The 26,342-nt window shown below is 50.1% G+C and carries 22 protein-coding genes; 4 read left to right on the top strand and 18 right to left on the bottom strand.

From position 1 onward, the window contains the following. Window positions 1-33 precede the first annotated feature (33 nt). The 9 genes from ACO0LF_RS02970 to ACO0LF_RS02930 form a co-directional block, all read right to left on the bottom strand. Window positions 34-981: an ABC transporter ATP-binding protein gene (locus tag ACO0LF_RS02970; protein WP_423011739.1), complete on the bottom strand. Its 948-nt coding sequence runs from the start codon at window positions 979-981 to the stop codon at window positions 34-36. Between the two features lie 177 nt (window positions 982-1,158). After that, entirely contained in the window at window positions 1,159-2,679 is a 1,521-nt protein-coding gene (purF, locus tag ACO0LF_RS02965) for an amidophosphoribosyltransferase (RefSeq protein WP_423011737.1), read from the bottom strand. A gap of 22 nt (window positions 2,680-2,701) precedes the next feature. Beyond that, entirely contained in the window at window positions 2,702-3,190 is a 489-nt protein-coding gene (locus ACO0LF_RS02960) for a CvpA family protein (RefSeq protein WP_423011735.1), read from the bottom strand. 23 nt (window positions 3,191-3,213) lie between these two features. After that, the gene (locus ACO0LF_RS02955) at window positions 3,214-4,254 is read right to left on the bottom strand and encodes an SPOR domain-containing protein (protein WP_423011733.1); all 1,041 of its coding nucleotides are present in this window, start codon (window positions 4,252-4,254) and stop codon (window positions 3,214-3,216) included. Window positions 4,255-4,314: 60 nt separating this feature from the next. Then, window positions 4,315-5,604: a bifunctional tetrahydrofolate synthase/dihydrofolate synthase gene (gene folC, locus ACO0LF_RS02950; RefSeq protein ID WP_423011731.1), complete on the bottom strand. Its 1,290-nt coding sequence runs from the start codon at window positions 5,602-5,604 to the stop codon at window positions 4,315-4,317. A 63-nt stretch (window positions 5,605-5,667) separates the two neighbouring features. Further along, complete coding sequence (accD, locus tag ACO0LF_RS02945) at window positions 5,668-6,543, bottom strand: acetyl-CoA carboxylase, carboxyltransferase subunit beta (RefSeq protein ID WP_423011729.1); 876 nt, start codon at window positions 6,541-6,543, stop codon at window positions 5,668-5,670. 85 nt (window positions 6,544-6,628) lie between these two features. Next, window positions 6,629-7,426, bottom strand: a complete 798-nt coding sequence (gene trpA, locus ACO0LF_RS02940; RefSeq protein ID WP_423011727.1) for a tryptophan synthase subunit alpha — start codon at window positions 7,424-7,426, stop codon at window positions 6,629-6,631. A gap of 138 nt (window positions 7,427-7,564) precedes the next feature. Then, a complete protein-coding gene (gene trpB / locus ACO0LF_RS02935) occupies window positions 7,565-8,833 on the bottom strand; it encodes a tryptophan synthase subunit beta (RefSeq protein WP_423011725.1) in 1,269 nt (422 codons plus the stop codon). A 59-nt stretch (window positions 8,834-8,892) separates the two neighbouring features. Continuing rightward, window positions 8,893-9,558 carry a phosphoribosylanthranilate isomerase gene (locus ACO0LF_RS02930; RefSeq protein WP_423011723.1) on the bottom strand — a complete coding sequence of 222 codons (666 nt, stop codon included), beginning with the start codon at window positions 9,556-9,558 and terminating at the stop codon, window positions 8,893-8,895. Window positions 9,559-9,714: 156 nt separating this feature from the next. Between ACO0LF_RS02930 and ACO0LF_RS02925 the strand changes: the two genes are divergently transcribed. Further along, the gene (locus tag ACO0LF_RS02925) at window positions 9,715-10,506 is read left to right on the top strand and encodes a WecB/TagA/CpsF family glycosyltransferase (RefSeq protein ID WP_423011721.1); all 792 of its coding nucleotides are present in this window, start codon (window positions 9,715-9,717) and stop codon (window positions 10,504-10,506) included. Between the two features lie 84 nt (window positions 10,507-10,590). On the opposite strand, the gene aceA is transcribed toward ACO0LF_RS02925, so the two are convergent. Both aceA and ACO0LF_RS02915 read right to left on the bottom strand, forming a co-directional pair. After that, complete coding sequence (gene aceA, locus ACO0LF_RS02920; RefSeq protein ID WP_423001656.1) at window positions 10,591-11,889, bottom strand: isocitrate lyase; 1,299 nt, start codon at window positions 11,887-11,889, stop codon at window positions 10,591-10,593. A gap of 322 nt (window positions 11,890-12,211) precedes the next feature. Further along, the gene (locus ACO0LF_RS02915; RefSeq protein ID WP_423011719.1) at window positions 12,212-14,620 is read right to left on the bottom strand and encodes a hypothetical protein; all 2,409 of its coding nucleotides are present in this window, start codon (window positions 14,618-14,620) and stop codon (window positions 12,212-12,214) included. A gap of 47 nt (window positions 14,621-14,667) precedes the next feature. On the opposite strand from ACO0LF_RS02915, the gene ACO0LF_RS02910 reads away from it, so the two are divergent. Continuing rightward, window positions 14,668-15,999 (top strand): O-antigen ligase family protein, encoded by a 1,332-nt coding sequence (locus ACO0LF_RS02910; RefSeq protein ID WP_423011717.1) that lies wholly within the window; start codon window positions 14,668-14,670, stop codon window positions 15,997-15,999. 24 nt (window positions 16,000-16,023) lie between these two features. On the opposite strand, the gene ACO0LF_RS02905 is transcribed toward ACO0LF_RS02910, so the two are convergent. From ACO0LF_RS02905 to ACO0LF_RS02885, 5 genes are read right to left on the bottom strand one after another with little or no spacing between them, the layout of a single operon-like run. After that, on the bottom strand, window positions 16,024-17,073 hold the full coding sequence (locus ACO0LF_RS02905) for an acyltransferase family protein (RefSeq protein ID WP_423011715.1): 1,050 nt from the start codon (window positions 17,071-17,073) through the stop codon (window positions 16,024-16,026). 3 nt (window positions 17,074-17,076) lie between these two features. Next, entirely contained in the window at window positions 17,077-18,036 is a 960-nt protein-coding gene (locus ACO0LF_RS02900) for a glycosyltransferase family 2 protein (RefSeq protein ID WP_423011713.1), read from the bottom strand. Window positions 18,037-18,042: 6 nt separating this feature from the next. After that, entirely contained in the window at window positions 18,043-18,981 is a 939-nt protein-coding gene (locus ACO0LF_RS02895) for a polysaccharide biosynthesis tyrosine autokinase (RefSeq protein WP_423011711.1), read from the bottom strand. Further along, window positions 18,968-20,398, bottom strand: coding sequence for a Wzz/FepE/Etk N-terminal domain-containing protein (locus ACO0LF_RS02890; RefSeq protein ID WP_423011709.1), 1,431 nt, complete (start codon window positions 20,396-20,398; stop codon window positions 18,968-18,970). Before ACO0LF_RS02890 ends, ACO0LF_RS02895 begins: the two co-directional genes overlap by 14 nt. A 5-nt stretch (window positions 20,399-20,403) precedes the next feature. Then, window positions 20,404-21,303, bottom strand: coding sequence for a polysaccharide biosynthesis/export family protein (locus tag ACO0LF_RS02885; protein ID WP_423011707.1), 900 nt, complete (start codon window positions 21,301-21,303; stop codon window positions 20,404-20,406). 297 nt (window positions 21,304-21,600) lie between these two features. Here ACO0LF_RS02885 and ACO0LF_RS02880 point away from each other — a divergent pair, with 297 nt between their 5' ends. Further along, window positions 21,601-22,518 carry a glycosyltransferase gene (locus tag ACO0LF_RS02880; RefSeq protein ID WP_423011705.1) on the top strand — a complete coding sequence of 306 codons (918 nt, stop codon included), beginning with the start codon at window positions 21,601-21,603 and terminating at the stop codon, window positions 22,516-22,518. A 59-nt stretch (window positions 22,519-22,577) separates the two neighbouring features. After that, on the top strand, window positions 22,578-23,996 hold the full coding sequence (locus tag ACO0LF_RS02875; protein ID WP_423011703.1) for an undecaprenyl-phosphate glucose phosphotransferase: 1,419 nt from the start codon (window positions 22,578-22,580) through the stop codon (window positions 23,994-23,996). Between the two features lie 7 nt (window positions 23,997-24,003). Here ACO0LF_RS02875 and ACO0LF_RS02870 read toward each other — a convergent pair whose 3' ends face one another. Together ACO0LF_RS02870 and ACO0LF_RS02865 are read right to left on the bottom strand one after the other, a co-directional pair. After that, the gene (locus ACO0LF_RS02870; RefSeq protein WP_423011701.1) at window positions 24,004-25,059 is read right to left on the bottom strand and encodes a GNAT family N-acetyltransferase; all 1,056 of its coding nucleotides are present in this window, start codon (window positions 25,057-25,059) and stop codon (window positions 24,004-24,006) included. Beyond that, window positions 25,060-26,313: a YihY family inner membrane protein gene (locus ACO0LF_RS02865; protein ID WP_423011699.1), complete on the bottom strand. Its 1,254-nt coding sequence runs from the start codon at window positions 26,311-26,313 to the stop codon at window positions 25,060-25,062. Window positions 26,314-26,342: the final 29 nt, after the last annotated feature.

Raw genomic sequence — 26,342 nt, 5'->3', positions numbered from 1 at the left:
GCATTGTTATACGGCGGGGCTTATTCAATACAATCAGTCGCGCAAACTGCGCCCGGTCAGGGTCAGGAACACAGCCTCCAGATTGGTCTTCGCGGTAGCAAAATGACTGGTCTTGTAACCAGCTTTGTCCAGCCAGTTCAGCAAACCCATCGCCACTTCATGCTCAGTCAGCGCCACATGCAAATGCTTGCCATGGTCATTCATATGCACGCTGTCCACCCCTGGCAATACACTCAAGGCAGCAACATCGATATCTGATATTTTTCTATGCAAGTCCACTTCCAGTGCAGCCTTGGCGGGCAACTGGCGGTACAAGTCAGCCGGGGTTTCATTGGCGATCACTTTGCCATGGTCGATAATCACAATATGGTCAGCCAGGCGCTCAACCTCTTCCATGTAGTGACTGGTATAAATCAGCGTACGGCCTTGCGCTTTTAATACATCAAGGCTATCAAAAATGGCATTGCGACTTTGCGGATCAACGCCGACAGTTGGCTCGTCGAGTATCAACAATTCAGGATCATGCAAAAGTGCTGCTGCGATATTCAGGCGTCGCTTCATGCCACCGGAAAAAGTCGCAGGCTTATCACCTGCTCTGTCAGCCAAGTTCACCAATTCCAGCACTGCATCGCAGCGTTCTTGCAACTTGCTGCCAAAAAGGCCATACAAGGCACCAAATAACTTCAGGTTTTCTCTTGCTGGTAATTCGTCATACAGCGCCAGGTCTTGTGGCACCAGCCCGATTTTGAATTTGACGGCATTATTACCTGCCCCCATGGTTTGGCCATCCAGCAAAACCTGCCCTTGATCAGGTGGCAATAAACCACAGATCATGCTGACGGTCGTCGACTTGCCGGCCCCATTCGGTCCCAGCAAGCCCAAAGTTTGCCCGCGCATGACAGAAAATGAGATGTTATCGACTACCTTGCGGCTTCCATAGGTTTTTGTCAGGTGTTGTACATCCAGCAGCATACCAGTCATGGGATTGCCTTTTTTTGGAGAGCAGGTGTAGGCAATGGTAATTCAAACATTGCTTTTTCAGCAAACAAGAAACCTCTTTGTGCACACCTGATTGCAACAAATACTGTAAAAAAATGAAAAAAGCCTGCACGCTTTACACGTACAGGCTTTCTTTCGCTGAACGAGCGAAGCTATATCTTAATCAGTCTGGGCAGCCAAATTCAAATTCAATTGCGAGCGCAGCAAGTCTTCCGTTTCGGGACGAGGGCTATTACGTGCAGTTTCCAGCTTATCGAGATAAGCAGATGTGACATCTCCTGTGATGTAAAAACCATCAAAGCAAGAAGCTTCTATGTTTTTCAAGCGTGGATTGACATCAGAAATCGAACGCTTCATGGCGGCAACATCCTGATACACCAGGGCGTCGGCAGTGATTTCGCGGCAAACTTCTTCTTCACTACGGCCATAGGCGATCAATTCACTACGGGTGGGCATGTCTATGCCGTAAACGTTAGGGAATTGCACTGGAGGCGCAGCAGAAGCAAAAATCACGCGCCTGGCACCGGATTCACGCGCCATTTGCACGATTTCACGGCTAGTCGTTCCACGGACGATGGAGTCATCGACCAGCAAGACGCTCTTGCCCTTGAATTCTGAACCGATGGCATTGAGTTTCTGGCGCACAGATTTACGACGTATCGCCTGACCAGGCATCATGAAGGTGCGGCCTATATAGCGGTTCTTGATGAAGCCTTCACGATAATCCAGATTCAGTTTCAGTGCCAGTTCCATCGCCGATGGACGGGAAGAATCAGGGATAGGCATGACGACATCAATTTCACCATCGCGGAATTGATTGCGCACTTTCTCTGCCAGATACTCACCCATTTTCAAGCGAGTCAGGTAAACCGAAGCGCCATCGATAATCGAATCAGGACGAGCCAGATAGACGTATTCAAATGCGCATGGATTCAAACTAGGGTTATCAGCACATTGCTGGGTATGCAGTTTGCCATCCATGTCGATGAACAGCGCCTCTCCCGGCTCAACATCACGCAGGAACTTGAAGCCCAGACCTTCCAGGGCAACGGATTCGCTGGCGATCATGTACTCGGCACCGGTTTCGTTTTGCGAAACACCGATACACAAAGGACGAATACCATATGGGTCACGGAAAGCCAGCAAGCCATAACCGGAAATTTGCGCCACGACAGCGTAAGAACCACGTACACGTCTGTGCAGCATGGACACCGCACGGAACAGGCCCTCAGGGTCCAGCGAATAGCCGCTGGTGACTTCCTGTATCTGATGCGCCAGGATATTGAGCAAAACTTCAGAGTCAGAATCCGTATTCAAATGACGGCGGTCATTCTTGAACAATTCTATCTTCAGTTCTACCGCATTGGTCAGGTTACCATTGTGTGCCAGCACGATACCAAACGGTGCATTGACATAAAATGGTTGTGCCTCTTCTTCACTGGTAGAACCGGCAGTTGGGTACCGCACCTGGCCGATACCAACATTACCAGGCAGAGAACGCATATTGCGGGTACGGAATACATCGCGCACCAGGCCATTCGCTTTGTGCATGGCGAATTTATTGCCATGATTTGTTGCGATACCGGCTGCGTCCTGACCGCGGTGCTGCAACAACAGCAGCGCGTCATAAATCAATTGATTGACAGGATTATTTGAGAATACGCCTACGATGCCACACATGGTGGACTCCTAAAAAAAACAATTAAAACTTTACGTGCTCCGAAACCGAGGCTGGCAACAGTGGTATCACTGTGCGCGCTGCAGCTTCTGCAAGCGGACTGAGCCAGGCTTCAGTCCAGAATGTCTGCTGAGGTATGGAGGTCATCCCACATACCAGTACACCAGCCAGCACCAGGATGCAACCCCGTGCCAGGCCAAACAATCCACCCAGGCCGCGATCTGCCAGAGTCAGGCCACTAGCCTTGATCAAGGCATCCACTGCCATCATGATCAGGGCCATGATCAAACGCACACCGATGAACAAGACAATAAAGGCAACAATCAGCCTTAATACTTGCCCTGGCACCGAGGATGGCAACCAGCTCGCCAATACATCACTATAGGCATTGGCAATGACAAATGCGACTATCCAGCTAAGCAGCGACAAAATTTCTTTGATTAAGCCGCGCATGGTGCTGATCACGATAGAGCAAACCAGGATCAACAACACGAGATAATCAAACAGGGTCACGCCAGGTATTCCTTACTTTTCACTCAGTTCGGTGGCAGGCTGGCACTCAAACCCAACTTGCTTAACTTGGCACGCATTTTCTCAGCCTCTTCTTTAGAGGCAAAGGGGCCTACCCTTATCCTTGTCACTTCACCATTCGTTGTGATGATCTTTTGCGTATAAGAATGAATGCTGGCAGCATTGAGCTTGGCTTGCACTTCATCCACTTTGCTCTGGGTAGAAAATGCGCCGGCCTGTACGGTGTAGGATGATTTCTCTGCCGCTTCAGGCTTGCTGACAACAGGTTTAGCAGCCGGTGGCGACTTACCCTCAAGTATGGCCAGAGCGCGCGCAGCTTCATCCTCAGAATTACCAGGTTTGGCAACTACAGGTTTCGCCTCAGTCTTGGCAGGTTTGGTTTCTGCTGGTTTTGTTTCAGGCTTAGTATCGACTTTAGTCTCATTTTTTGCCGTCACGACTTCCTTTTCTACTGGTTTGGAAGGAGTTTGCACAGGCTTTACCTCAACTTTTGGTTCAGGCTTGGCTTCTGGCTTTACGGCAGGCTTGGTTTCAGTTTTTGCTTCAGGCTTAAGCTGAGCTGCAGGCGGCAGAGGCGCAATCGCATTTGCAGCAGTTGTTGCTGTTTTTACCTGACGGTCTGTGTTCTCGTTAGCCGCAACTTTATTTTTAGGCGAAGAAGGGACTTCTATGATTTCTTCTGGCGGCTCAACAGGTAGCTGGCTCTTTGTCTTTGGTGGCACTGCATCAGCAACATCACCAACTTTGTCCTTGGAGGGGATACGGATATTGATATCGTCCGCCAAAGGCTTGGGGTCAGAATCCAGTATCATCGGCAAGCCTATGATTGCTGCCAGCGCCAGGGCAACCGCACCTATCAGGCGACGTCGGGCACGTTTTTTTTCTGGCAGTATGGGATCATCGACCTTGGAGCGCCGTCTCGGCTCCGCTTTCTTCGTCCTGGCGCGAGTTTCAATACTCTCCTCTTCGGCGCGGGAACGGAATTCGCCACTATCCTGAGTATCGGAAGTTTCTTGCTTCTGTGTAAAACGCGAGAGCAAACCCATGTGCAAATTTCTGGTTGGTTAGCCAAAACTCTGTCATTAACAGCGCTTTGGCAAAAAACATCAATGGAGTGCCGAACGACGGGCGCGCATCACGCCAGCTACCGTCAGGAAAGATCCAAAGACCACTATTCTATCATTTTCGCCCGCTTTGCTGATGGCGTCCGCATATGCCTGCTCTGGCGACTCGAAACCAGTGACGGTTTTTTCGGTATCGGCCAGCACGCCAGCAGTAATCAGCTTGTCTTTCAATACCTCAACTGGGGCCGCACGCGGTAAAGGCAAGGCCGTGACGCACCAGTGATCAACTTTTTCTTTCAATTGAGCAATGACGCCGTCGATATCCTTGTCGAGCATGGAACCAAATACCGCATAGGTATAGGCATGAAAACCCATATTATCGAGATTTTGTGCCAGCGTAGCTGCTGCATGCGGGTTATGCGCCACATCCAGCACTACAGTCGGGCGACCCGGCATGACCTGGAAGCGCCCCGGCAAGTCCACCATGACCAGACCAGTACGCACTTCTTGCGCACCGACTGGCAATTCCAGCTTCAAAGCTTCCAGCGCAGCCAGCACGGCAGACGCATTCAAGAGCTGGTTGGCACCACGCAGGCTGGGGTAGCCAAGGGAGTTGCGGCGCTGGCTGCGACCGGCGAAATTCCACTGCTGCTTGTCGCCGTTATAGTTAAAATCACGGCCAAACAACCACAGGTCAGCGCCTATGTCATTAGCATAGTCTATCAGGGACTGAGGCGGCAAAGGATCACCACAGATCGCTGCCTTGCCCGGGCGGAAGATACCGGCCTTTTCAAAGCCTATCTTTTCGCGGGTATCACCGAGATAATCCACATGATCGATATCGATGCTGGTGACGATGGAGACATCGGCATCAATGACGTTTACAGCATCCAGGCGACCACCGAGGCCAACTTCGAGGATGACCACATCAAGCCTGGCATCAGCCAGCAATTTGCATATTGCCAGGGTAGTAAATTCAAAATAAGTCAGCGAGATATCGCCACGTGCTTCTTCGACTGCATTGAAAGTCGAGATAAATACATCATCCTTGACCATCTCGCCATTAATACGGGCGCGCTCATTGAAGTCGAGGAAATGTGGCTTGCTGTACAGGCCAACACGGTAACCGGCTTGCATCAGCACGGCTTCGAGCATGGCGCAAGTCGAGCCTTTGCCATTGGTGCCAGCCACCATGATGACGGGGCAATCGTAGTGAATGGCCAGCTTGCTCTTGACCGCAGCAACGCGATCCAGGCCCATATCAATTTCTTTGGAATGGCGGGTTTCGAGTACGGCCAACCAATCAGCCAGGGTGGCAGGTAAATTTGTCATAAGATAAAAAAAGCCCGAACAAAATGCTTCGGGCTTGATAGGTATTTAGGTATTCAATATATATCAGGAGGATACTGCTTCAGCAGGCTGGTTTTGCAACAGCGCCAGCAAACGCGCGATTTCTTCACGCATCTTGCGACGATCAATGATCATGTCGATTGCGCCTTTTTGCAGCAGGAACTCAGAGCGCTGGAAGCCTTCTGGCAATTTTTCACGCACAGTATTTTCAATCACACGTGGACCAGCAAAGCCGATCAAGGCTTTAGGCTCTGCTATCACTACGTCACCCAAAAAGGCGAAAGAAGCAGACACCCCACCCATGGTAGGGTCAGTCAACACCGAGATGAAAGGTAATCTCTTTTCAGACAATTTGGTCAGCATGGACGTGGTTTTTGCCATCTGCATCAGGGACAGCAAGCCCTCTTGCATACGTGCACCACCAGTAGCAGTAAAGCAAATGAAAGGTACTTTTTGCTCCAGCGCAGCTTGCGCACCGCGCACAAACCGCTCACCAACGACAGAACCCATGGAACCGCCCATGAATTCAAACTCAAAGCAAGCTGCCACGACAGGCACTGCCATGATGGAGCCACCCATGACGACCATGGCATCCGTTTCACCCGTAGTTTCCAGCGCATCTTTCAGGCGATCAGGGTATTTTTTGCTATCTTTGAATTTCAGCGTATCGATAGGCAAGACTTCCTGGCCGATTTCATAACGGCCACCTGCATCGAGCAAGGCATCCAGGCGTTCACGTGCACCTATGCGCAAATGATGGCTGCACTTGGGGCAAACATGGATATTGGCTTCCAGATCAGAACGGTAGAGCACCGCTTCGCAAGATGGGCATTTGACCCACAAACCTTCGGGAATCGACTTACGATTTGCAGATTCCGAGCGTTGTATACGCGGTGGTAACAGTTTTTCTAACCAACTCATGTTTTCTCCTTATGGCAGCCAGGCTGTCTTTTTAACAACCTGGCATCAGGTTCATTCTGGTAAAAGAACCAGTCAGGCGCGTATTTTACTCGTCCAAAGCCTGTCTGACACCAGAAATAAAGCTTTTCACTGCAGCAACTGCGTTTTCACTCGGGTTATTTTCCAGTTCCTGGATGATGCGCGAACCTATCACCACTGCATCCGACACTGTGGAAATAGCTTTCGCCGTCGCCCCGTCACGTATGCCAAAGCCCACGCCTACCGGTACGCTGACATGCTTTTTGATACGCGGGATCATGGCGGCAACTGCATCCAGATCCAGCGCACCAGAACCAGTGACACCTTTTAGTGATACATAATACACATAACCACTGGCAATTTTACCAACTTGCGCAATGCGCTCATCAGTCGATGTAGGTGCCAGCAAGAAAATGGTATCCATACCCTGTTGCTGCATTTTACTTACAAACTCTTCACATTCTTCCGGCGGGTAATCCACTACCAGCACACCATCCACCCCGTTTTCAGCAGCCTTGGCGATGAAAGCATCCTGACCCATGCGCTCTATGGGATTGGCATAACCCATAAGCACAACTGGTGTCTTTTGATTACTTTGCCGGAATTCGCGGACGAATTGTAATACATCCCGCAGGCCAACTCCAAATTGCAGCGCTCTTTCAGAAGCGCGCTGAATGACAGGGCCATCTGCCATGGGGTCAGAAAATGGCACACCCAGCTCAATAATATCGGCCCCGCCCTCGACCAAAGCATGCATCAAGGGGACGGTTAACTCAGGCGCAGGATCACCAGCGGTGATGAAAGGGATTAAACCTTTTTTATTGCTGGCCGCCAAAGCAGCCATGGTATTTTGAATTCTTGACATCTTGTCGGTCCTTATTTGATGCGCTATGCGTTGTCCAGGACATCATTCCTGCGATGGCATCAATCTAAATTCTTGATAGGGAAGACATGCAGGCCGCATCTACATATCTATGCGCCTGCATGATTACTCAATGGCTGATCAGAACTTCAAACCGGCGCGCTCTGCCACGGTATGCATGTCTTTGTCACCACGGCCCGACAGATTCGCCAGGATGATCTGATCCCTGGGCAAAGTCGCGGCCAGCTTGGCTGCATAAGCAAGAGCATGACTGGATTCCAGCGCAGGGATGATGCCCTCAATGCGGCAGCAATCATGAAAAGCCTTGAGCGCCTCATCATCGGTAATCGTTACGTATTGCGCACGGCCACTTTCTTTCAACCATGCATGCTCAGGGCCAACACCCGGGTAATCAAGACCAGCCGAGACAGAATGCGTTTCTATGACCTGGCCATTGTCATCTTGCAGCAAGTAAGTGCGGTTACCATGCAAGACACCGGGCGAGCCTGCCGTCAGCGAAGCAGAATGCTTGCCGCTGTCCAGCCCCTCGCCTGCCGCCTCGACACCGATAAGCCTGACTTGCTGATGATCGATATAGGGATAAAAGATGCCCATGGCATTTGAGCCACCGCCTACGCAAGCCACCACATGGTCTGGCTGACGCCCGGTTTGCTCAGGCATCTGCCATAAACATTCTTCACCAATGACAGATTGAAAATCCCTGACCATCATGGGATAAGGATGTGGGCCAGCTACCGTGCCTATGATGTAAAAAGTATTATCAACATTCGCGACCCAGTCACGCATGGCTTCATTCAGTGCATCTTTCAGGGTCTTGGAGCCAGACTCCACGGGCACTACGGTTGCGCCCAGCAATTTCATGCGATAGACGTTTTGCGCCTGCCGCTTGACGTCTTCTGAGCCCATGTAGACCACACATTCGAGTCCAAAACGGGCACAGATGGTTGCTGTAGCTACGCCATGCTGACCGGCACCAGTTTCAGCAATCACGCGCGGCTTGCCCATGCGCTTGGCCAGCAAAGCCTGACCGATGACATTATTGATCTTGTGCGCACCGGTATGATTCAAGTCTTCACGCTTGAAATAGATTTGCGCCCCACCCATCAAATCAGACCAGCGTTTGGCGTGATACACAGGTGATGGACGACCAACAAAGTACTTTAATTCATTGCGAAACTCAGCCAAAAATTCAGCATCATGCTGGAACTTGGCATAGGCTTCTTTGAGTTCAGTCAGCGCATGTGTCAACGTCTCGGACACAAAAGTGCCACCGAACTGACCAAAATGACCACGTGAATCGGGTAAATGATATTGAGCCGACTGATAAATTGCCTGACCGGCGATAGACTGACGCTCGAACTGAGCGCCCAAAGACTGAAGTTCTTTCATTTTCTTTCCTTCAAACTGGCTTGAAAGCGATGCTCTGGGCAGATACCCATGCAACATCACTATTCCTGATTGTCTGCCAGACGCACCGCAGCGATAAACGCGCGCACGCTGGCCTCATCCTTGATACCCTTTGCCGCTTCGACACCACTGCTGATATCGACCGCAAACGGGCGAACCTGACTAACTGCGCCAGTCGCGTTCTGTACGCTCAAGCCACCACTTAAAACGACCCGAGGCGCGAGCTCTTTTGGAATGAGAGACCAATCAAAAACCTTTCCACTACCGCCATACCCATCAACATGGGTATCTAGCAATAAACCACTGAATAAAGGACTAGCCTTACGATAAGACTGCTCACATTCTAGCAAATCCTCAGGCCTTGTGTCAGTTTTGACGCGATAAGCACGAATAAAAGGACGATTGACACTCGCCGCCAGGCTGGCACATTGCTCAGGCGTCTCATCGCCATGAAATTGCAGCAATTGCACGGGAGCCTTGCTAATCACCTCCCGAAGACTGGCTTCATCAATATTCACGAACAAGCCTACTGACATGACAAAGGGTGGAATTTCCTGCAATAGCTTCCCGGCAGTCTCAGCCGTAATATTGCGCGGGCTGGGTGGATAAAACACGAAGCCGAGAGCATCAGCTCCAGCCGCGACGACGAAACGCACATCTTCTGGCCTGGTCAAGCCGCAAATTTTGATTCTGGTTCTCTGATGCATATCGACTAGCCTTCTCTAGATTACTGAATGTTTTCAATCCACCTGCTTAGCTCCATTCTAACATTTGCCAAATATGCTTTAACAATTGCTAAAACCACTAGCAATACCCCGTACGGCCTATGCGATAATCAAAACACCATATTCCCTGACCTGATCATGAGCTCATCCACCAATACCCTACCAAGCACCTGGCTGTTTGGTCTCCATATCTGCAATATGCGTTTTGCAGAAGCCAATCAGCATTTGCTGGAAGTAGCCAGCAACCGTGATCATGCCAGCCGCGTAGTGGTGACGCCGAATGTGGATCACATGACTAAGCTGGAATATGAGCCTGAATTCAAGACCCTGTATGCGACCTCAGATTATATTTTTGCCGATGGCATGCCCATCATCTGGGCCAGCAAGATGTGCGCCCTGCCCTTGCCAGAACGTGTGACCGGTGCCGATTTGTTTGTCTCGCTTTGCCAAGGCTGCATACAACAAAACATGTCCATCTTTGTACTGGGCGGCATGCCCGGCCAAGAGCAACTCTTGCTGGACTCATTTGCCAAAACCTACCCCGGCCTCAAGGTCAACATCTTTTGCCCTTCCATGCAATTTAGCGCCGACGGCCTGGAAAGTGACACCGCCATCGAACGCATACAAGCAGCCAGACCCAACATCCTCTTCATTTGCCTGGGCATGCCCAAGCAAGAAAAACTGGCCTTCCGCTACCGCGAGCAATTCAAGAGCGACAACGTACCGCTAATACTGTGCGTAGGCGCCGCCATGGAGTTTGCACTAGGCCAAAAAAAACGCGCTCCACTATGGATGCAAAAAATAGGCATGGAATGGTCCTGGCGCCTGGCCAGCGAACCACGCCGTCTTTGGCAGCGCTACACGACACAAGCCTGGCGTTTTGTCGGGCTATTGCTGCGCGAGAGAAAAGTGCAAAAGCAAATGCGCTGAACTTCACCTCAATGTAATAAAAAAACCGCACAGATTTTTATCTGCGCGGTTTTTTATTGGGAGACTACTTATTTATGCTACTTCTCAGGCAACCTTTTTCGCATCGAAGAATTGCTCATCTTCAGTAGAACCATGCAAAGCTGTCGTCGATGATTTACCTTGCTGGATAGTTTGTGTCACCGCATCAAAGTAACCAGTACCAACTTCACGCTGATGCTTAACGGCTGTAAAGCCTTTTTCTGCTGCTGCGAATTCAGCTTCCTGCAATTCAACGAAGGCAGACATCTGGCGACGTGCGTAGCCGTGTGCCAGGTTGAACATGCCGTAATTCAATGCATGGAAACCTGCCAGTGTGATGAACTGGAACTTGTAGCCCATTGCGCCGAGTTCTTTCTGGAATTTGGCGATCGTTGCATCGTCCAGGTTTTTCTTCCAGTTGAAAGAAGGGGAGCAGTTATAGGACAGCAATTTACCTGGGAACTTGGCATGGATAGCGTCAGCAAATGCTTTGGCAAATTCCAGGTCAGGTTTGCCAGTTTCACACCAGATCAAGTCTGCATATTCTGCATAAGCCAGGCCACGGGAAATTGCTTGTTCCAGACCTGGTTTGGTTTTGTAGAAACCTTCAACTGTGCGCTCGCCTGTGCAGAAAGGTTGGTCGTTAGGATCAACGTCAGATGTCAGCAAGTCAGCCGCTTCAGCATCGGTACGTGCCAGTATCACGGTGGATGTACCCATGATGTCGGCAGCCAGACGTGCAGCATTCAGTTTTTCAATCGCTTCACGGGTAGGAACCAGAACCTTGCCACCCATGTGGCCGCATTTTTTGACGGAAGCCAGTTGATCTTCGAAGTGAACGCCTGATGCGCCTGCTTCTATCATGGCTTTCATGAGTTCAAAGGCATTCAATACACCACCGAAACCGGCTTCAGCATCCGCCACGATTGGGGCGAAGAAGTCGATGTCATCTTTACCTTCAGACCATTGGATCTGGTCAGCGCGTGTCAGTGTGTTGTTGATGCGTTTGACAACCAGTGGTACGGAGTTAGCTGGATACAGGGATTGATCAGGATACATTTCACCGGCAACGTTGGCGTCGCCTGCAACTTGCCAGCCAGACAGGTAGATGGCTTTCAAGCCAGCTTTGACCTGCTGCATGGCCTGGTTACCAGTCAGCGCGCCCAGGGCATTGATGAAAGGCTCGTTATTCACCAGGTCCCACAATTTGATCGCGCCGTTTTTTGCAATAGTATGTTCGACCTTGATGGAACCACGCAGGCGAACTACGTCTTCTGCTGTGTAGTTACGCTTGATACCGTTCCAGCGTGGATTGGTATCCCAGTCTTTTTGCAATTCTGCTACTTGTTGTGCGCGAGTTGTCATATTTCTCTCCTGTGGGCAAATCAAATGAAAAGGTGCATCCGTTGATAGAAATAATAGGGTATTTTTTGCGCAGCAACAAGGTCTTATATAAGACATATGACAAATATTTAATCGTTTAAAATCAAATACTTAAAATCTATTTTTTGCGATGTGAAATCATATTTCTTAGAATGAGAAAAATAATTTGTGCAGTGAGATAGTCATTTTTCACATTATGAAATGCAAAGTTCACATTATAAAATTCGGCAATTTAATTCATTACATAAAGAAAATTAAGTTTCAAATTCTCAAAAGAAATTGCAAGTTTTTTGTTCAATCGCCCTTAATCAAGCACTATTTCATACCAGGGCGAAGGGAAATCAAAATTCAATTCAAAACCATCCGGTTTGTGGGTAACCGCCGATGCTGGCAAAGCCTTCATGCGCACACCGCTGCCATCCAGCGGATAGATGCTTATTTTCTTGTTTTTGCTTGTATGAAATAAGCTGACAGGTACACGCTCCAGCCAGACAGGTGCATTGCCATCAAGAGAACCTGAAGGCTTCCTGGCTGTGTTGATATCTGGCTCCAATGTCCACCATCCCATTTGGCCTTCATAATTGATTAATTGCTTGGGCCGCTCAGGTTGCGCACCTGGCTGCGAAGTAGTAGTTGCACCGCTCAATACCAATAACAAGCGACGGGAGTCTTTCAAAGGCAGGGCATCGCGGCTGGTCAGCAAGACAACGCCATATTGCCGTCCTTTTTCTGTAAATGCCGGCAGATATTTATCTGCGTCCATGAGCGTTGAAGCTGATGCTTTGCGCCCTGCAAATAATCTTATATAAGCTGCATCAGCCGCCAGCCAGGGGCCGGTCTCGCTATACCGCAACTCAGCACCAGGCGCACTCCACCTGCTATCATCCTCAGACCATGGTTTCACGGCAGGCTGGATGATAGCTGCTGACTTGGTCTGTGTGTCGTATAGCATAGCCAGACGCGTATAAAAAACATGCTTATGGTCTACTCCATATTGTGACTGCAAATAAGCAGGCAAACCACCGCCTGAGACACCATCACGCAGAGCACCCAGCATGGTCCGCACATCTGGGCTCAGATGAATAGCCATCTGTGCTGACAAAGGACGCAACTGATACTGTCTGAACAAAGCGGCTGAAATACCACTGGTGACCAATTGTCCTGAATGTCCGCTAAAGCCAAAACTGTCAGGCACAGACCGCCATTGGTCGCCATCTATGTAATGAAACAAAAATAGCCCATCCCAATCCTGAGCAGCAGCCATTGCACTCATGACAGGTAAAATTTCTGCAGACTGACGATTAGGGAAAGCCTGATTAAATTCACTGACGACAAAGGGCTTGCGTGCATCGCGTACAAAAGCCCGTTGCAGCAAGGATGGCCAGCCCTCACGCAAGACCGAGCTATCACGTATGCGCCAGTCATTTCTATCCCATTCCTTATGTGGAAAATCATAATGATCCACATAGAAATGCTCATCAACATAATCCATTTGCTGCTGGGCATCGGCCAATGCGACACCGCCGAAATACATTTGCGTACCCGTCAACGGCAACAAGTCCCCTACTTCCTGGCGTATGGTTTTGCGCATGACGCTCAGGTATTGCTGATCCAGCTCAGATAAAAAGCGCACATAGTCCAGCACCCTGCGCCCATTACCCTGCTGGTGAACCTGGTATTGCTGCTGCAAGTTAGCTGGGGTATCCCAGCCCAGTTTATTGATAGCGCGTCGCGAAAAGCGTTGTGCACCAGCCAGCCAGCCTTCGCCATATTCCAATATGCTTGATTCCGAGGACTTGACGTTGATGATACCTTTGCGCGTCAAGGAGCAGCTATCCCAGAGTTTACAGGCATGGTCGGCATGCCCATGCTGGCGCAATACCCATTTTTGCCATTGCTGCTGCAAGGCTCTTTCATATTCGCCCGTCAAACCATCCAACTGGCCACGCTGCCATGCTCCCAGTAACGAAGATTCATTATTGATCTCCACCATAGCCAGAGCAGGCTCATCCTTAAGTTCCAGGCGGCGCAATAATTGCTGCACATATTCTGCCTGCAAGCTGATCATGCGTGGCTCAAACAAATGCAGGGGGTGGCTGGCAAAAGGCATGTGCTCACCAGCCATCAAGGGTGTAACCTGGTCAACAGCGGGACGAAATTGATAACCCACATGCAGGTTCAGATTGACGTACAGGCCTTCTGCCTTGAGCGCATTAATCAAGACCCGCAGGCGCCGCAGGGCAGCTTCATTAAAGCTGGGGTAGGCAGCTGTCGTCAAAATGCCACGCGGCTGTTCCTGGCTATCGCTGAGTATGGTGTCGAGATGATGCAGGCGCACGGCATTAAAACCAAGCTTGCGCAAGCGCCGCGCTATTTTTTGCGCATCTTTTTCTTCAGGAAAATTGGCAGCACTGGCAAGACTGATACCAAAGAAACGCACCCGCCCATCATCTTTGGTCCCTGGCTTGCCATCCTGGCCCACGCGATAAAAATGCCCTTGCTTGACGAATACCCTGTCACTTGCATCAAGGGCGTGATTCATGCCTGCAAAATCCACGACTGGCGACAAGGCATCTTCATTGACTTCAAAGCGATACCAGGAGATATCCCCAGCCGCCACAAAAGACGGGCAAAGCATGCCCAGCATGGTCACACTAAGAACAAAAAGAAGGCGCAATCGAAAATACTTCATGGTTTGGGTCGCAACTGACATGGTAGCCATTAGAATATCGCACAAACACATGACAACAGTATTGAGAAATGCAAAATTTGCCCGTACTGCCCGGAGAAAGCAGCCTGAACCAGCTGGAAACCAGAATCGTCAAGCTGATGATCGTTCTGTTCGTGGTTTTTTCCCTGTTGCCCTATGGCATATCCTGGGATTACACAGGTTCCTCTGCCCTGACCATGGAAGGCTCGCTGACCACCAAATTGCAATGGGGCAGCCTGTTCGTGCTGGCGACCTTCATCCTGTATCGCCACCTGCCTGAAGCCTTGCAGGATATACGCGCCATGAACCCTTTCCTGGCCATCGTCCTGATCTGGTGTCTGGCATCAAGCATCTGGTCTCCTTTACCGGCAACCACCTTTAAACGCGCCATACAGTTATATGGCCTGGTGATGATAGGTTTCAGCATACAGCTGGCTAAACAACCGCTGAAGATCATGGTGAACTATATTTTGGCCACGCTGACCGGGATGCTGATATTGTCTTTTTTCATGGCAGTTGCTGTTCCCAGCATAGGCATAGACTATGACCTCGGTGGTGCCTGGCGGGGTGCCTTGTCGCAAAAAAATGAATTGGGCCAGGTAGCAGCCCTCAGTATCCTGCTATGGCAAATCAAGGCTTGCACTGAAACCGTGGGGTTCAGGAGCCTGGCGATAGGCATATTGTTTTCTTTCTTTATGCTGGTCATGAGCAAAAGCTCGACCAGCATGATCATCACCCTGCTGACTTCGGGTGTATTTCATTTACTGCGCAAGCGCCATATTTCATCTTCTTATTCGCTGACACGTGCCAGCCTGGTGATTATTTGCCTGCTCACCATTGCTGTTTATATGTTCTTCATGCGCGAGTCACGCCTGCCCACCTGGCAGGAAGCCGCCTCCCCGATTGCCGGACTATTTGGCAAGGGTACAGACTTGACTGGCCGCACGGATGTCTGGCAACTGGTGGAACTGGAGATCAATAAACACTATTTGTTCGGCCTGGGATATGGCGCATTCTGGCTGGGGCCAGACAGCCTTTCACAATTCGTCATTGATGCCCTGCACTGGATACCCCTGCAATCGCACAATGGCTATCTCGACATCTTGAATGAGCAAGGCCTGGTCGGGCTGATCCTGGTGGTGTGCACCCTGCTGATGCAGGCAAAAATGCTGATCACCCTGTCGCATCAGGACAGGCAACAAGCTGCTTTTTGGTCTGCAATGCTGGCGGTGGTGGTCATTACCAACTTCACCGAAAGCAGCCTGTTCCGCGGCTTTGTATTTCAGAATGTCTTCTTTATCTTCAGTCTCATCGCTGTCAGTTCATCAAGCCGCAGATACCGATTGGCGCAGCAAGCATTGGCACACAACTTAGTACATTAATTAGTACATTAATTAGTACATTAATTAGCGCATTAATTTGTGGCCCAGCCGCTGGAAAGTCTGCTCTATATAACGATAAGACAAATGCGCAAGTAGCAATGAGAGCAAACTGATGAGGCTTATTCTCAGCCAAGTCGCCGCTTCAGGAAAGAAATGGGCAACACTATGTGTCACCAGCCAGTGATACAGATAAAGAGAGTAACTGATGCGCCCCAGATAGACCACAGGTGAAGATTGCAGAAAACTGTTCAGAGCATTTTTTTCAAACACCAGCATGGGTAACATATAAAACAAAGCCACTCCCTGCAAGGAATAGCGCAAGGATTCACGAAACGCTTCGTTACGGATAGCCAGGGTCAGCACCAGCAAGAAGACACCACATAGGAAAGTCTGCAGACGCGATAATCTGGCAAAAAATTGCGGATAACGTGCCAATATGATAGACAAGGCCGCCCCATACAAAATGGAATCAGCGCGTGTATCCGTACCAGTATAAATCCTGTAATGCGGCAGATTATCCAAACCTACGCCTAGCACCAGGTAGACGCGCCAGGCCAGCATCGCCACCAGAATGGTCGCAATCAAAACCAGGAAGCGTCTGGGCACACTGGCAAAACCCATAAAAATAAACGGGAAGATAAAATAAAAATGCTCTTCCACCGCCAGTGACCAGGTAATCGCCAGAGGTTGTTTGATCAGCTCGCCACTGAAGCTGGAGTAGATACCAAAGTAATTCGCAAAATACAAAAATACCGAAGCAACTTCTTGCCAGCTCCAGACATCCCCTACCAAAGTCATCATACCCAAACAGGATAAAACGAACATCAGTAAAGCTGGCGTTAGCCTAAATACCCTGCGCACATAAAAATTCCGTATGCTCATGCTGCCGGTGGCGTCCCATTCAGCCAGCATGAGCTTGGTGATGATGAAGCCACTGATGAAAAAGAAAATAGTCACCCCTAAACCACCGGGGAAAAGATGACCAAACCCTATATGCGATAAAAATACCAGGGCAATGGAAACGGCACGCAAACCATCCAGGGCTTGCAAACGTTGAGATGGCTGTGCGGTCATGAATTAATTCTTTGCTTCCTGATTAGCATTGCCATAGGCATGACTGGCCTTGCCCCAGAAATAACTGAGCTTGCCCAGCTGCGAGGCCGCCACCCTGAGCCAGCTAAAGCTGCGCAGGGCTTTGAATGGCAATAGCAGCAAGGCAAATAGCAATGCCAGGATGAACTGCAGACCAGCACGCGAGCTGAGTATCAATGCAGTGCTGAGTTTTTTCATCCCCGTCTGCATCGCCAATTCTGTGCGCATAAATAATTGGCCAGTGCGATAAGATCTTTGCAATAACCATTTTGCGGTAGCGCGCTCGCCTGGAATATATTCATCTGCAGGTGCCTCATCGCACCAGACCATGATCGCCCCCATGTGATCAAGGCGGCGAAACAGCATGCTGTCCTCACCACCAGTGGTACCGAAGGCAGGATCAAATGGACCCAGGCCGTCTTGTCGTGCCTCAGTAAGTGACTGCAATAGTGAGCGGCGGATCAGCACATTGCCGCTGCGGGCATCCCTGTGATCTATCCTGGTTCCGGTGGGCAAGCGGCGGCGATCAAAATAACCACCCTCACGTATCCATTGCGGCGTGGATACAGCATACTCTGGCAAGACCGGGGCAAATACTACATCTGCTTGCTCGCTTGCTTGCACTTTCAGCAGTTGTGCCAGCCAGTCTGTGACCGGGACTTCATCGTCGTCTATCATGACTATCCAGGCACTGCTGGCAGCGGCAATGGCAGCATTCCTGGCCAGGGAAATATTCGAATTTGCCAGATTCAGGGCTTTCAATCTATTGCCGAAGATAGCCTGCATTTCATGCAAAACGGTCGCAGCAGACTGCTCATGATCATTATCCACCACCACCACTTCGACAGCCACATCGCGCAAACTCTGTGTCAATATGGCTTGTAAAAGGCGTCGCAACAGCGCTGGCCTTTTATAGGTGCAAATGCAAATACTCAGCACAAACATATAAACTCAGTTTTTTCTGCGGAACAAGCCGGATAACAGGCGTACCGCCCAGGTAAACGGTGCAAAGCGTACCGCACCCGCCGACTCATATTGATTGAATATCGTCCCTAATACCTCGACACCTGCAGCTTGCATATCTGCCTTGGCTTTACGCAGGTCATCGACATAAGTGTGATCTTTCCTGGCCACCAGCAAAACGCTGCCCGTCTGATGAGCAACCATCTGCGCATCAGATGCATGGGTAGCCGTGTGTGTGTCGACGACAAAGGCATCAAACTGGCCGGAACAGGAGTCCAGCAACTCACGCATGCGTGGAGCACGCAAAATCTCCAGTGGATTCGGCGGTTGCGGCCCGGCAGGTAAAAAATGCAGATTCGGCATGAGTTGTATCAATGCATCTGACGCAGTAATACGTCCCGCCAGCACAGATGACAAACCATCTGGCTTACCCAGGGAGAAATACTCATGCAACTTGCCACTACGCAAATCGGCATCGATCAACAAAGTACGCTTGCCTACCTGGGACAAAGCAATCGCCAGGCTGGCCGCCATATACGACTTGCCATCACGCCGCGCCGGGCTGACCAGGGTAATCTTGATTTTTTCTTCACCGCTGAATTTCAACAGCAATTCACTGCGCAGACGACGGATTTCTTCAGCCTCTTTACTAAAGGGGAAGTAAAAGAATTTCAGGGATTTGTCGGCACTGCCATTGATCAAGTCCTTGGTCGAGTAGCCGAATTGCTCGCCCAGGGCCTGGTCCAGTTGTGACTGGCTCAAATAGCCAAGAGACAGGGCAGCATCGCCGAACCTGAGCTTCTTTTCTTTTTGCAGTTGCGCGACCTGGTCGATTTGCTCGGGTGTGAGCAAACCTTTTTGTAGGAACAACTCACCAAGCCGTCCTATTTTTGATATTGGCGGGCTCAGTGGTTCAACTGCTTGCATGCAAACCACCCTGTCCGTTATCTATCAATTTTTCATTAAATCCTATTTTTGCCATGACGGGCTCATCAAATTCACGCTCCAGGTCTTCCAGGCAGCGGACACGCCTGTTCATCAATTCCAGCAAGAAGGCCAGGCCAAATCCAAATACAATGCCCGCCAACAAACCAAATACCAGGTTATTTCTCAGCAAAGGCTTGGCATGTTTCTCAGGTAACTCGGCCCATTGCATGACTGAGGCATTGGAAATTGCCACATTACTGGTCATCAGCAACTCATCAAACTTTTGAATCGCGGCATTGTAGATTTTTTGCACACTATCTAACTGACGTTGGTATGAACTGATGACATCCCTGTGCTTCTTGTTTTCAAAGGTCTTTTTCTGGTAGCTGGCAATTTCTGTTTCTATGGCTTTTTCTTGTTGATTCAGACGCGCCTCTGCGGCCCCCAGCATTTCAAAAGCCGTCGCAGATTCTCGTTTCAACTTATCCATCAATGCCTGGCGCTCATCATTGATGGCCATGTATTTGGGATGACGTGGACCCAGGGTGATCTTGGCATTGGCCAGTTGCGTATCCAGGGAAATCAAGGCTGCTTTCAAACCTGAAATATGGCCTATGCCAGCGATTTCCGGGATATCGGATTCAGGATTTCCTTCCCTGACCAGTTTCTCCAGGGACTGGCGCTTGGCCTGTGCCTCTACCCTCTGCAATTGGATGTCGATGAGACGCACACTCAGGGCATTCATTTGCTTGGATTCCAGGTCTGACCTTTCATCCACATCGACGATTTGATATTCCTGCTGATAAGCCGTGAGTTTTTTTTGCAACTCATCTATCTGTCGGCTCATGGATTCCAGCTGTGCATTGTATTGATCGCGCCTTGCCCTGGCTGGCGCATTCATCATTTCCAGCGACAAATCTATATAGGCCTTGACCACGGCATTGGCCACGTCTTTGGCATGCCTGGGGTCACTGGAGGAATACTGAATTTCTATGACGCGGCTATTCTTGTGCGGTGAAACATCGGTGTTTCTGACAATGGATTCGGCCAGCGCCCGCAAGCCACGCTGCTCGCCATATCTTTGCACAAAGCGCTTGGCCTCGGGCGTGGTCTGCAAACCCAGGGCCTGTATCACGCGCTCGGCTACCTGCACGCTCTTGATGACATCAAATTGCGTCTGCAAATAGCTTTCATCCTGCATGGGGTGAAACTGCCTTCCACCTATCGGGTCATTGACGCGATAATCGATAAAGATATCGGCATTTGCCACATAAGTCTTGGGTAACACCAGGCTGGCAACACCTGCGCCAACCACGGCGACAATCATTACCACGGCGATCAACACCTGGCGCGCACGCAGCATCGCACCAATCTGTGCAAAGGATAAGACCAACTCGCTAGGTGAGGTTTTTATCATACGCGTCAGAATATTCTTTCGTTGATAAACACCACATCACCTGGCATCACTTTGTCCGTGATCCCTGCCGAAATTTCACGCAACTCTCCACTTTCTGTCTTGCGGTGGATAATGATGCGCCTGACCGATCCCCTGTCCGTAATACCGCCACCTATCGACAGTACCCTCATGACATTCAAATCTTCTTCCATGGGATAAATGCCGGGGCGACGCACTTCGCCATAAACATAAAAATTCTTAAGCTGGGGCACGAACAAAACATCATTGGCCTGTATCTTTTGCGCCAATTCAGGTGCCAGCTTGCTGGCATCCAGCTCCAGCTTGATGGATGCGTATTCTTGCAGTTCAGAAGCAGGCTTGCCTGGCTCGCGGCGCAGTATACGCAAGTTTTTCTCGGCCTTTTGCGAAACCCCGCCAGCCAGCCCCAGAGCCTCAAGTATGCTGATTTGCCCCTGCAAGGGATAACGCCCTGGTCGTAATACCTCACCCAATACAGAGAAAGTCCTGCTAAGCTGTTGTATAACCTTGATGGAAACCCTGGGGTTTTTAATGTATTGCCCTTGTTCGAGTTTTTTGGCAAACGTGGCGGCAATCTCGGTGGCAGTCCTGCCCTTGACCTCTACCGTACCTACCAGAGGCAAGGTAATGACACCGCTTTCGCCTATGGTGACATCGGCGGTCAGATCAGGTTGACCAAAGACGGTAATCAGCAATTGATCACCTTCGCCTATGACATCGGCAGCAGCTTCGCCTGCATTGTCATCAATGCCTGCTTTTGCCGGAATGAGCGTTTTTTCTGTTTGTGTGGCAGATGGAGTCTGTGGCAATTGTAAAAGCTGGCTTTCCAGTTTCATGCCATTTGCAGGGATAGTCGTGACTTCTTGCCCGTGCAGTGGGATGGCCAAAGCAAACGCCAACACGGCAATCAGCAGTTTGCGGGCTGAATTTTCAGCTGGATTTACGCTATAAGCAAAAAATTTTGACCAAATTGTCATCTGACTTCAGACATTTCATAGAAAGAACTTCATTTTATATTGCAATAGTAAGAATAGATGCAAATTTTTGTCAGGACAACAAAACCCTGCAGCAATATGATCGTAGACTGGATATCATTGCTATTCAATAACAAAAATTAACCTTTGTTGAATTGTGGGCAACTCAAAGCTCAGTTAACATTCAAATAAAAGTCAGAAAGATGAATTATGCCAAGTCCGAGCACACCGCCATCAGTTTCAGAAGCAAAAGTGGTGCCCCTGGTCATCATTGCGCCTGTCCGTGACGAAGCTGACCTGATCAGACTGACCCTCGACTCCATGGTTGCCCAAACCGTTAAACCAGTTGAATGGATTATTGTCGACGACGGTTCGAAAGATGGCACAGCCGATATCGTGCGTGAATATGCAGCCAAACACCCTTTTATCAGGCTGGTGCAGCGTCAGGACCGCGGCTTTCGCAAAGTTGGCGGTGGCGTAGTCGCTGCCTTTAAATTTGGTATCACCCAGATTGAACACAAAGATTACGAATATATCGCCAAGCTGGATGGCGATATGTCATTTGGCCCCAGATACCTGGAGCACATGTTTGAGCAATTTGCCCTTGAGCCCAGGCTTGCCGCCGTGTCCGGCAAGGTTTTTCGTGAAGAAAATGGGCAAAAAATAGAAGAAATCATCATCGATGAACATGTCGCTGGCCAGTTCAAGCTCTACCGCAGGACAGCCTTTGAAGAAATCGGCGGCTTTGTCGAAGAAGTCTTGTGGGATGGCATAGATGTGCATACCGCCCGTATGAAAGGCTGGACGACCAAGAGTTTCCTGCACCCGGATGCCATACTCATGCATCACCGCCTGATGGGTTCATCTGACAAGAATGTCTATCGCGGCCGTTTGCGCTGGGGACGTGGTATCTGGTTCATGGGCTATCACCCGTTGTATGCCCTGGCTTCAGGCGTTTTCCGCATGCGTGAAAAACCTTTTGTGATTGGTGGCTTGCTCATCATTGCCGGTTATCTTGGAGCGGCGATCAGACGTGCTCCCAGATATGACAATCCAGAATTCAGAGAACATTTGCATCGCTGGCAGCTAGGGCAGATCAAGAAACTCTTCTCAGGACAAAAAAACTAAGCATGCATACCAAAGCAGTTGTATCAACCCCAGGAATATAAGCGAAAAGCCCCAACACCATGCTCAATGCCTCACCCGCCTCTAATACTTCACAATCAGCGCAGCTCCTGGCGGCGTTGACAGGTGTTGCATTTGGCATTACGACCTATCTGACATTGCTAGGCATCATCCTGTATTCCGATCATACGGATGTCGAAATTTTTGGCGTACGCATGCTGATTGCCTGCCTGAGCAGCATCATCGTTTTCTCCAGCCAGCAATTATTGGGGACGCTACAAGAAAAACATGTACTGGCCGCCTTTCCCAGTATTACAGCGCGCTGGTTTGTCGTGTTCATGGTGGTGCTGCTAAGTGCCTATGTAGACAAATCTGCTGAACGGCTGTCGCGCGCCATCATGCTGATCTGGCTGTTCACAACACCATTCACACTGTTGTTGACTGCCTTTATCATGCGCAAGCTGGCAGTGTTTTACTATTCGAAACCTTCAAGAAGACGCAAGGCCGTGCTGATATGGTCAAACTCTGCCTGCGCCGACCTGGTGGAGTCCTTGCGCAATACCCCACTGGCCGCGATTGATTTCGTCGGCTTTTTCGATAACCGGAATGAATCGCGCCCGCCCAGCAACCTCGAAAGGCTGGGAGATTTAAGCGACGCCGCTGCCTGGATCGTTGATGACGATACAGGCCATATCAATGTGGATGTCGTCTTCATTGGACTCAACACCAAGGAGCCACCAGAACTAGCAGAGATTATTGCCATCCTGGAAGACAGCACTGCATCCACGTACTTTGTGCCTGAATCCCTGATTTTTGGCATGCCAGGCATACAATTGCGCGAATTGGCTGGTCGCCCGGTGTTGGCCTCGACAGAAACGCCTTTCATAGGCCTGGCCGCTTTACCCAAGCGCATGCTGGATTTACTGGGCTCTTTCTTTGGCCTGATTGCCCTCTCTCCGGTACTGCTGTTGATAGCGATAGGCGTCAAACTGAGTTCTCCTGGCGCTGTATTTTTCAAGCAGGTCAGGTACGGTATCGCTGGCAGGCCTATCAATGTCTATAAATTCAGAAGTATGCGCCAGAGCAATCCAAATGAGCGTGTGGTTCAGGCTACCGTTGGCGATCCACGGGTGACCAAGTTTGGCGGCTTTTTACGACGATCTTCCCTGGATGAGTTACCGCAGTTATTCAATGTACTCAAGGGCGAGATGAGTCTTGTCGGCCCGCGCCCGCATGCGGTCGAGCACAATGAGCTATATAGAAAGCTGGTCAGTGGCTATATGTTCCGTCACAAGATCAAACCTGGCATCACTGGCTGGGCGCAGGTAAATGGTCTGCGCGGTGAAACCGAAACCCTGGAAAAAATGGAAGAGCGCATAGAATACGATCTTTACTATATCCAGCACTGGTCTATCTGGCTGGATATCGTCATTATCTGGCGCACCGTGAAAGTTGTCCTTGGCGACAAAAATGCTTATTAAAAGCGCTTCATTTTCCAGTCTGGCGCAATGTGCGTAAATATTGCCCCAGGCTGGATGCCTTCAATGCCTGTTTAGCCTGATAAACGCCAGCCTGCATCTTACCCAAGATGGCGGGCGAGCTGATAGCCCCTTCGCATAGTTGATGTGCACCAGTGGCAAAACGCAATTTATAAGCCTGATCTCCCCTACCCAGATCTATAGACTGGATACCGATTTGCGCCGCGTGCCTGGCGCATTGAGCCAGCAATATCAGGCCGGGTGAAAATTCAGCAAATGCCGTGTCATACCAGGGGAACCAGTAATGCAAGACCTTACCAGAGCGCATACCGAAATGCGCAGCAATGAGGGTATCGCCAGCATATAGTGTCGACAGCATGCCAGCAAAATCAGGGCTATTGCTTAGTCTGATTTCATCAACGACCTGTCTGACCCAATCCCTCTTGAAGATGTCATGTTCAGCACCCACGGTGCGCTGGAATTGATCACTCTTGCCAGCCAATAAGGCCAGGTAATCAGCGTGACTGCCACTTTGCAATTCAAAGCGCAATTCGCCATGTTTTTTACTGAGCTTGCGCTCATTGGTGGCAACCTTCTTGAGCAGGGAAGCATCACGTTGCTCTGTCAAGCGCTGAGCGTAGGCATCGAAACCACCCGCCAGATCCAGGATATGGGACTGACTGTGCATCCAGGCATATTGCTGGAACTTGCCCAGTCCCACAGGCATATGATTAAAAGCAAAGTGACGGCACTGCATAGCCGCCAGCATTTCGCCAAATGGCATATCCAGGCCCGACCTGCTTATCGGCCCCTGGTAGTCGGCAAGAAAATCACCTATGGATACAGCACGAAATTTATCCCATGCATGAAAAGGCAGGATAGCAGCAATCTCGCCTGCATCTTCACATAGCAAGATACGGGCATCCGCCCTCGCCTGCGCAACGATGGTGCTAAAGGCAGGCGCATAATAAGGGCTGTCATAGACCAGGTCATGCTTACGCAAAGCTGCCCACTGCGTCATCAAAGACGCATCCAGTTCATCCGCCTTGATCAAACTGAACTTCATTTAGCCTGGCCCTACCGGATAAAAATAAGTCTGCAAGTTATGCTGCAAACCATTTTCTATGCTCTCATCCACCAGCTTGGAAAGCTGGCTTTGCTTGGTCGCGTCAAACACAAACAGGCGATAAATATCGGACAAACGCAAACTGGCTGGATTCATCAGCATAATCCATAACTCGGCACCAGCTTCATTTTTACGCAGCCAAAAGCGACTGCGTGAAGCCGTGGTATTGACATTGACCCTGGCCACCCAGGCAGTTTCTGACATACGTTCCAGCAAGCCTTCAATTTCATCCATGCCCAGCCTAGTCTCGGCGCGTATGGTGTTAACGCTGACAGCGGCATTGGCATCTGCCAGACGCGCATCCACCAGCACCTCCAGGATACTGACTGCGTCCTCAAAAGCACTGCCAGGGGTAGGCACATGCCACCAGCGTTCAAATTTCACCACGGGCAAGGCCGCGGCAATCACCGCGCCTATCAGAATGATAAGCCAGGAAACATAGATCCAGACCAGGAAGATGGGCACGGCGGCCAGCGCACCATACACGATGGTATAGGTAGGGAACTGGATAACAAAGCTGGCAAATATGCGCTTGGCAATTTCAAATGCCAGCGCCGCAAACAAACCACCCCAGACAGCGTCACGCCACTCGACAGCTCGATTTGGCACCAACAGGTACAGTAAAGTGAATGCGCCTGTGGTAAAAGCGATCGAAGTCAGGGTATAAAATACCGCACCCAGAAAAGGTACCGCCCCGACCACCCCACTGGTAGCAGTAAACAGATACGATGTACTGGAGATGGAAACACCCACCAGCAAAGGCCCGAGGGTGACGATGGCCCAATACACCAGCAACCTTTGCAAGGCCGGGCGCGAGCGTTTCACTTGCCAGATCTGGTTGAATGACTTGTCTATCATTGCCATGGTGGTAATGGCAGTCACCATCAAGGCCACACCACTAATGGCAGATACACGGGTCGCCTTGGTGGCAAATTGCGTCAAATAGCCCAAAATGGTATTGGAAATCCCCTTAGGCATCAGACTTTGAATAAAATATGCCTCCAGCGAAGTACGAAAGGTATTAAATAGCGGAAAAGCCGTAAAAATGGCAAAAGCCACGGTCAAAATCGGCACCAGGGCCAGCACCGTGGTAAAAGTCAGGCTACCAGCAACCTGTGGCAGGCGGCCTTCCTGCAAGCGCTGCAGGGCAAATTTGAAGAGATTGAGTATTTGTTTCCACGACAGACCACGCATAGTTTTTGCAGCTAGAGAGATAAATGCCT

The sequence above is a fragment of the Undibacterium sp. Di27W genome (genome assembly GCF_049340345.1).
Classification (GTDB): domain Bacteria; phylum Pseudomonadota; class Gammaproteobacteria; order Burkholderiales; family Burkholderiaceae_D; genus Undibacterium.
The sequence above is the reverse complement of the archived record's forward strand: the minus strand, read 5'-3'. Positions and strand labels throughout refer to the sequence as shown.

Coding starts and splice junctions, on each gene's coding strand:
- ACO0LF_RS02970 (WP_423011739.1), bottom strand. CDS start 981: ATGACTGGTATGCTGCTGGATGTACAACACCTGACAAAAACCTATGGA.
- purF (WP_423011737.1), bottom strand. CDS start 2,679: ATGTGTGGCATCGTAGGCGTATTCTCAAATAATCCTGTCAATCAATTG.
- ACO0LF_RS02955 (WP_423011733.1), bottom strand. CDS start 4,254: ATGGGTTTGCTCTCGCGTTTTACACAGAAGCAAGAAACTTCCGATACT.
- folC (WP_423011731.1), bottom strand. CDS start 5,604: ATGACAAATTTACCTGCCACCCTGGCTGATTGGTTGGCCGTACTCGAA.
- accD (WP_423011729.1), bottom strand. CDS start 6,543: ATGAGTTGGTTAGAAAAACTGTTACCACCGCGTATACAACGCTCGGAA.
- trpA (WP_423011727.1), bottom strand. CDS start 7,426: ATGTCAAGAATTCAAAATACCATGGCTGCTTTGGCGGCCAGCAATAAA.
- trpB (WP_423011725.1), bottom strand. CDS start 8,833: ATGAAAGAACTTCAGTCTTTGGGCGCTCAGTTCGAGCGTCAGTCTATC.
- ACO0LF_RS02930 (WP_423011723.1), bottom strand. CDS start 9,558: ATGCATCAGAGAACCAGAATCAAAATTTGCGGCTTGACCAGGCCAGAA.
- ACO0LF_RS02925 (WP_423011721.1), top strand. CDS start 9,715: ATGAGCTCATCCACCAATACCCTACCAAGCACCTGGCTGTTTGGTCTC.
- aceA (WP_423001656.1), bottom strand. CDS start 11,889: ATGACAACTCGCGCACAACAAGTAGCAGAATTGCAAAAAGACTGGGAT.
- ACO0LF_RS02915 (WP_423011719.1), bottom strand. CDS start 14,620: ATGTCAGTTGCGACCCAAACCATGAAGTATTTTCGATTGCGCCTTCTT.
- ACO0LF_RS02910 (WP_423011717.1), top strand. CDS start 14,668: ATGCAAAATTTGCCCGTACTGCCCGGAGAAAGCAGCCTGAACCAGCTG.
- ACO0LF_RS02905 (WP_423011715.1), bottom strand. CDS start 17,073: ATGACCGCACAGCCATCTCAACGTTTGCAAGCCCTGGATGGTTTGCGT.
- ACO0LF_RS02900 (WP_423011713.1), bottom strand. CDS start 18,036: ATGTTTGTGCTGAGTATTTGCATTTGCACCTATAAAAGGCCAGCGCTG.
- ACO0LF_RS02895 (WP_423011711.1), bottom strand. CDS start 18,981: ATGCAAGCAGTTGAACCACTGAGCCCGCCAATATCAAAAATAGGACGG.
- ACO0LF_RS02890 (WP_423011709.1), bottom strand. CDS start 20,398: ATGATAAAAACCTCACCTAGCGAGTTGGTCTTATCCTTTGCACAGATT.
- ACO0LF_RS02880 (WP_423011705.1), top strand. CDS start 21,601: ATGCCAAGTCCGAGCACACCGCCATCAGTTTCAGAAGCAAAAGTGGTG.
- ACO0LF_RS02875 (WP_423011703.1), top strand. CDS start 22,578: ATGCTCAATGCCTCACCCGCCTCTAATACTTCACAATCAGCGCAGCTC.
- ACO0LF_RS02870 (WP_423011701.1), bottom strand. CDS start 25,059: ATGAAGTTCAGTTTGATCAAGGCGGATGAACTGGATGCGTCTTTGATG.
- ACO0LF_RS02865 (WP_423011699.1), bottom strand. CDS start 26,313: ATGCGTGGTCTGTCGTGGAAACAAATACTCAATCTCTTCAAATTTGCC.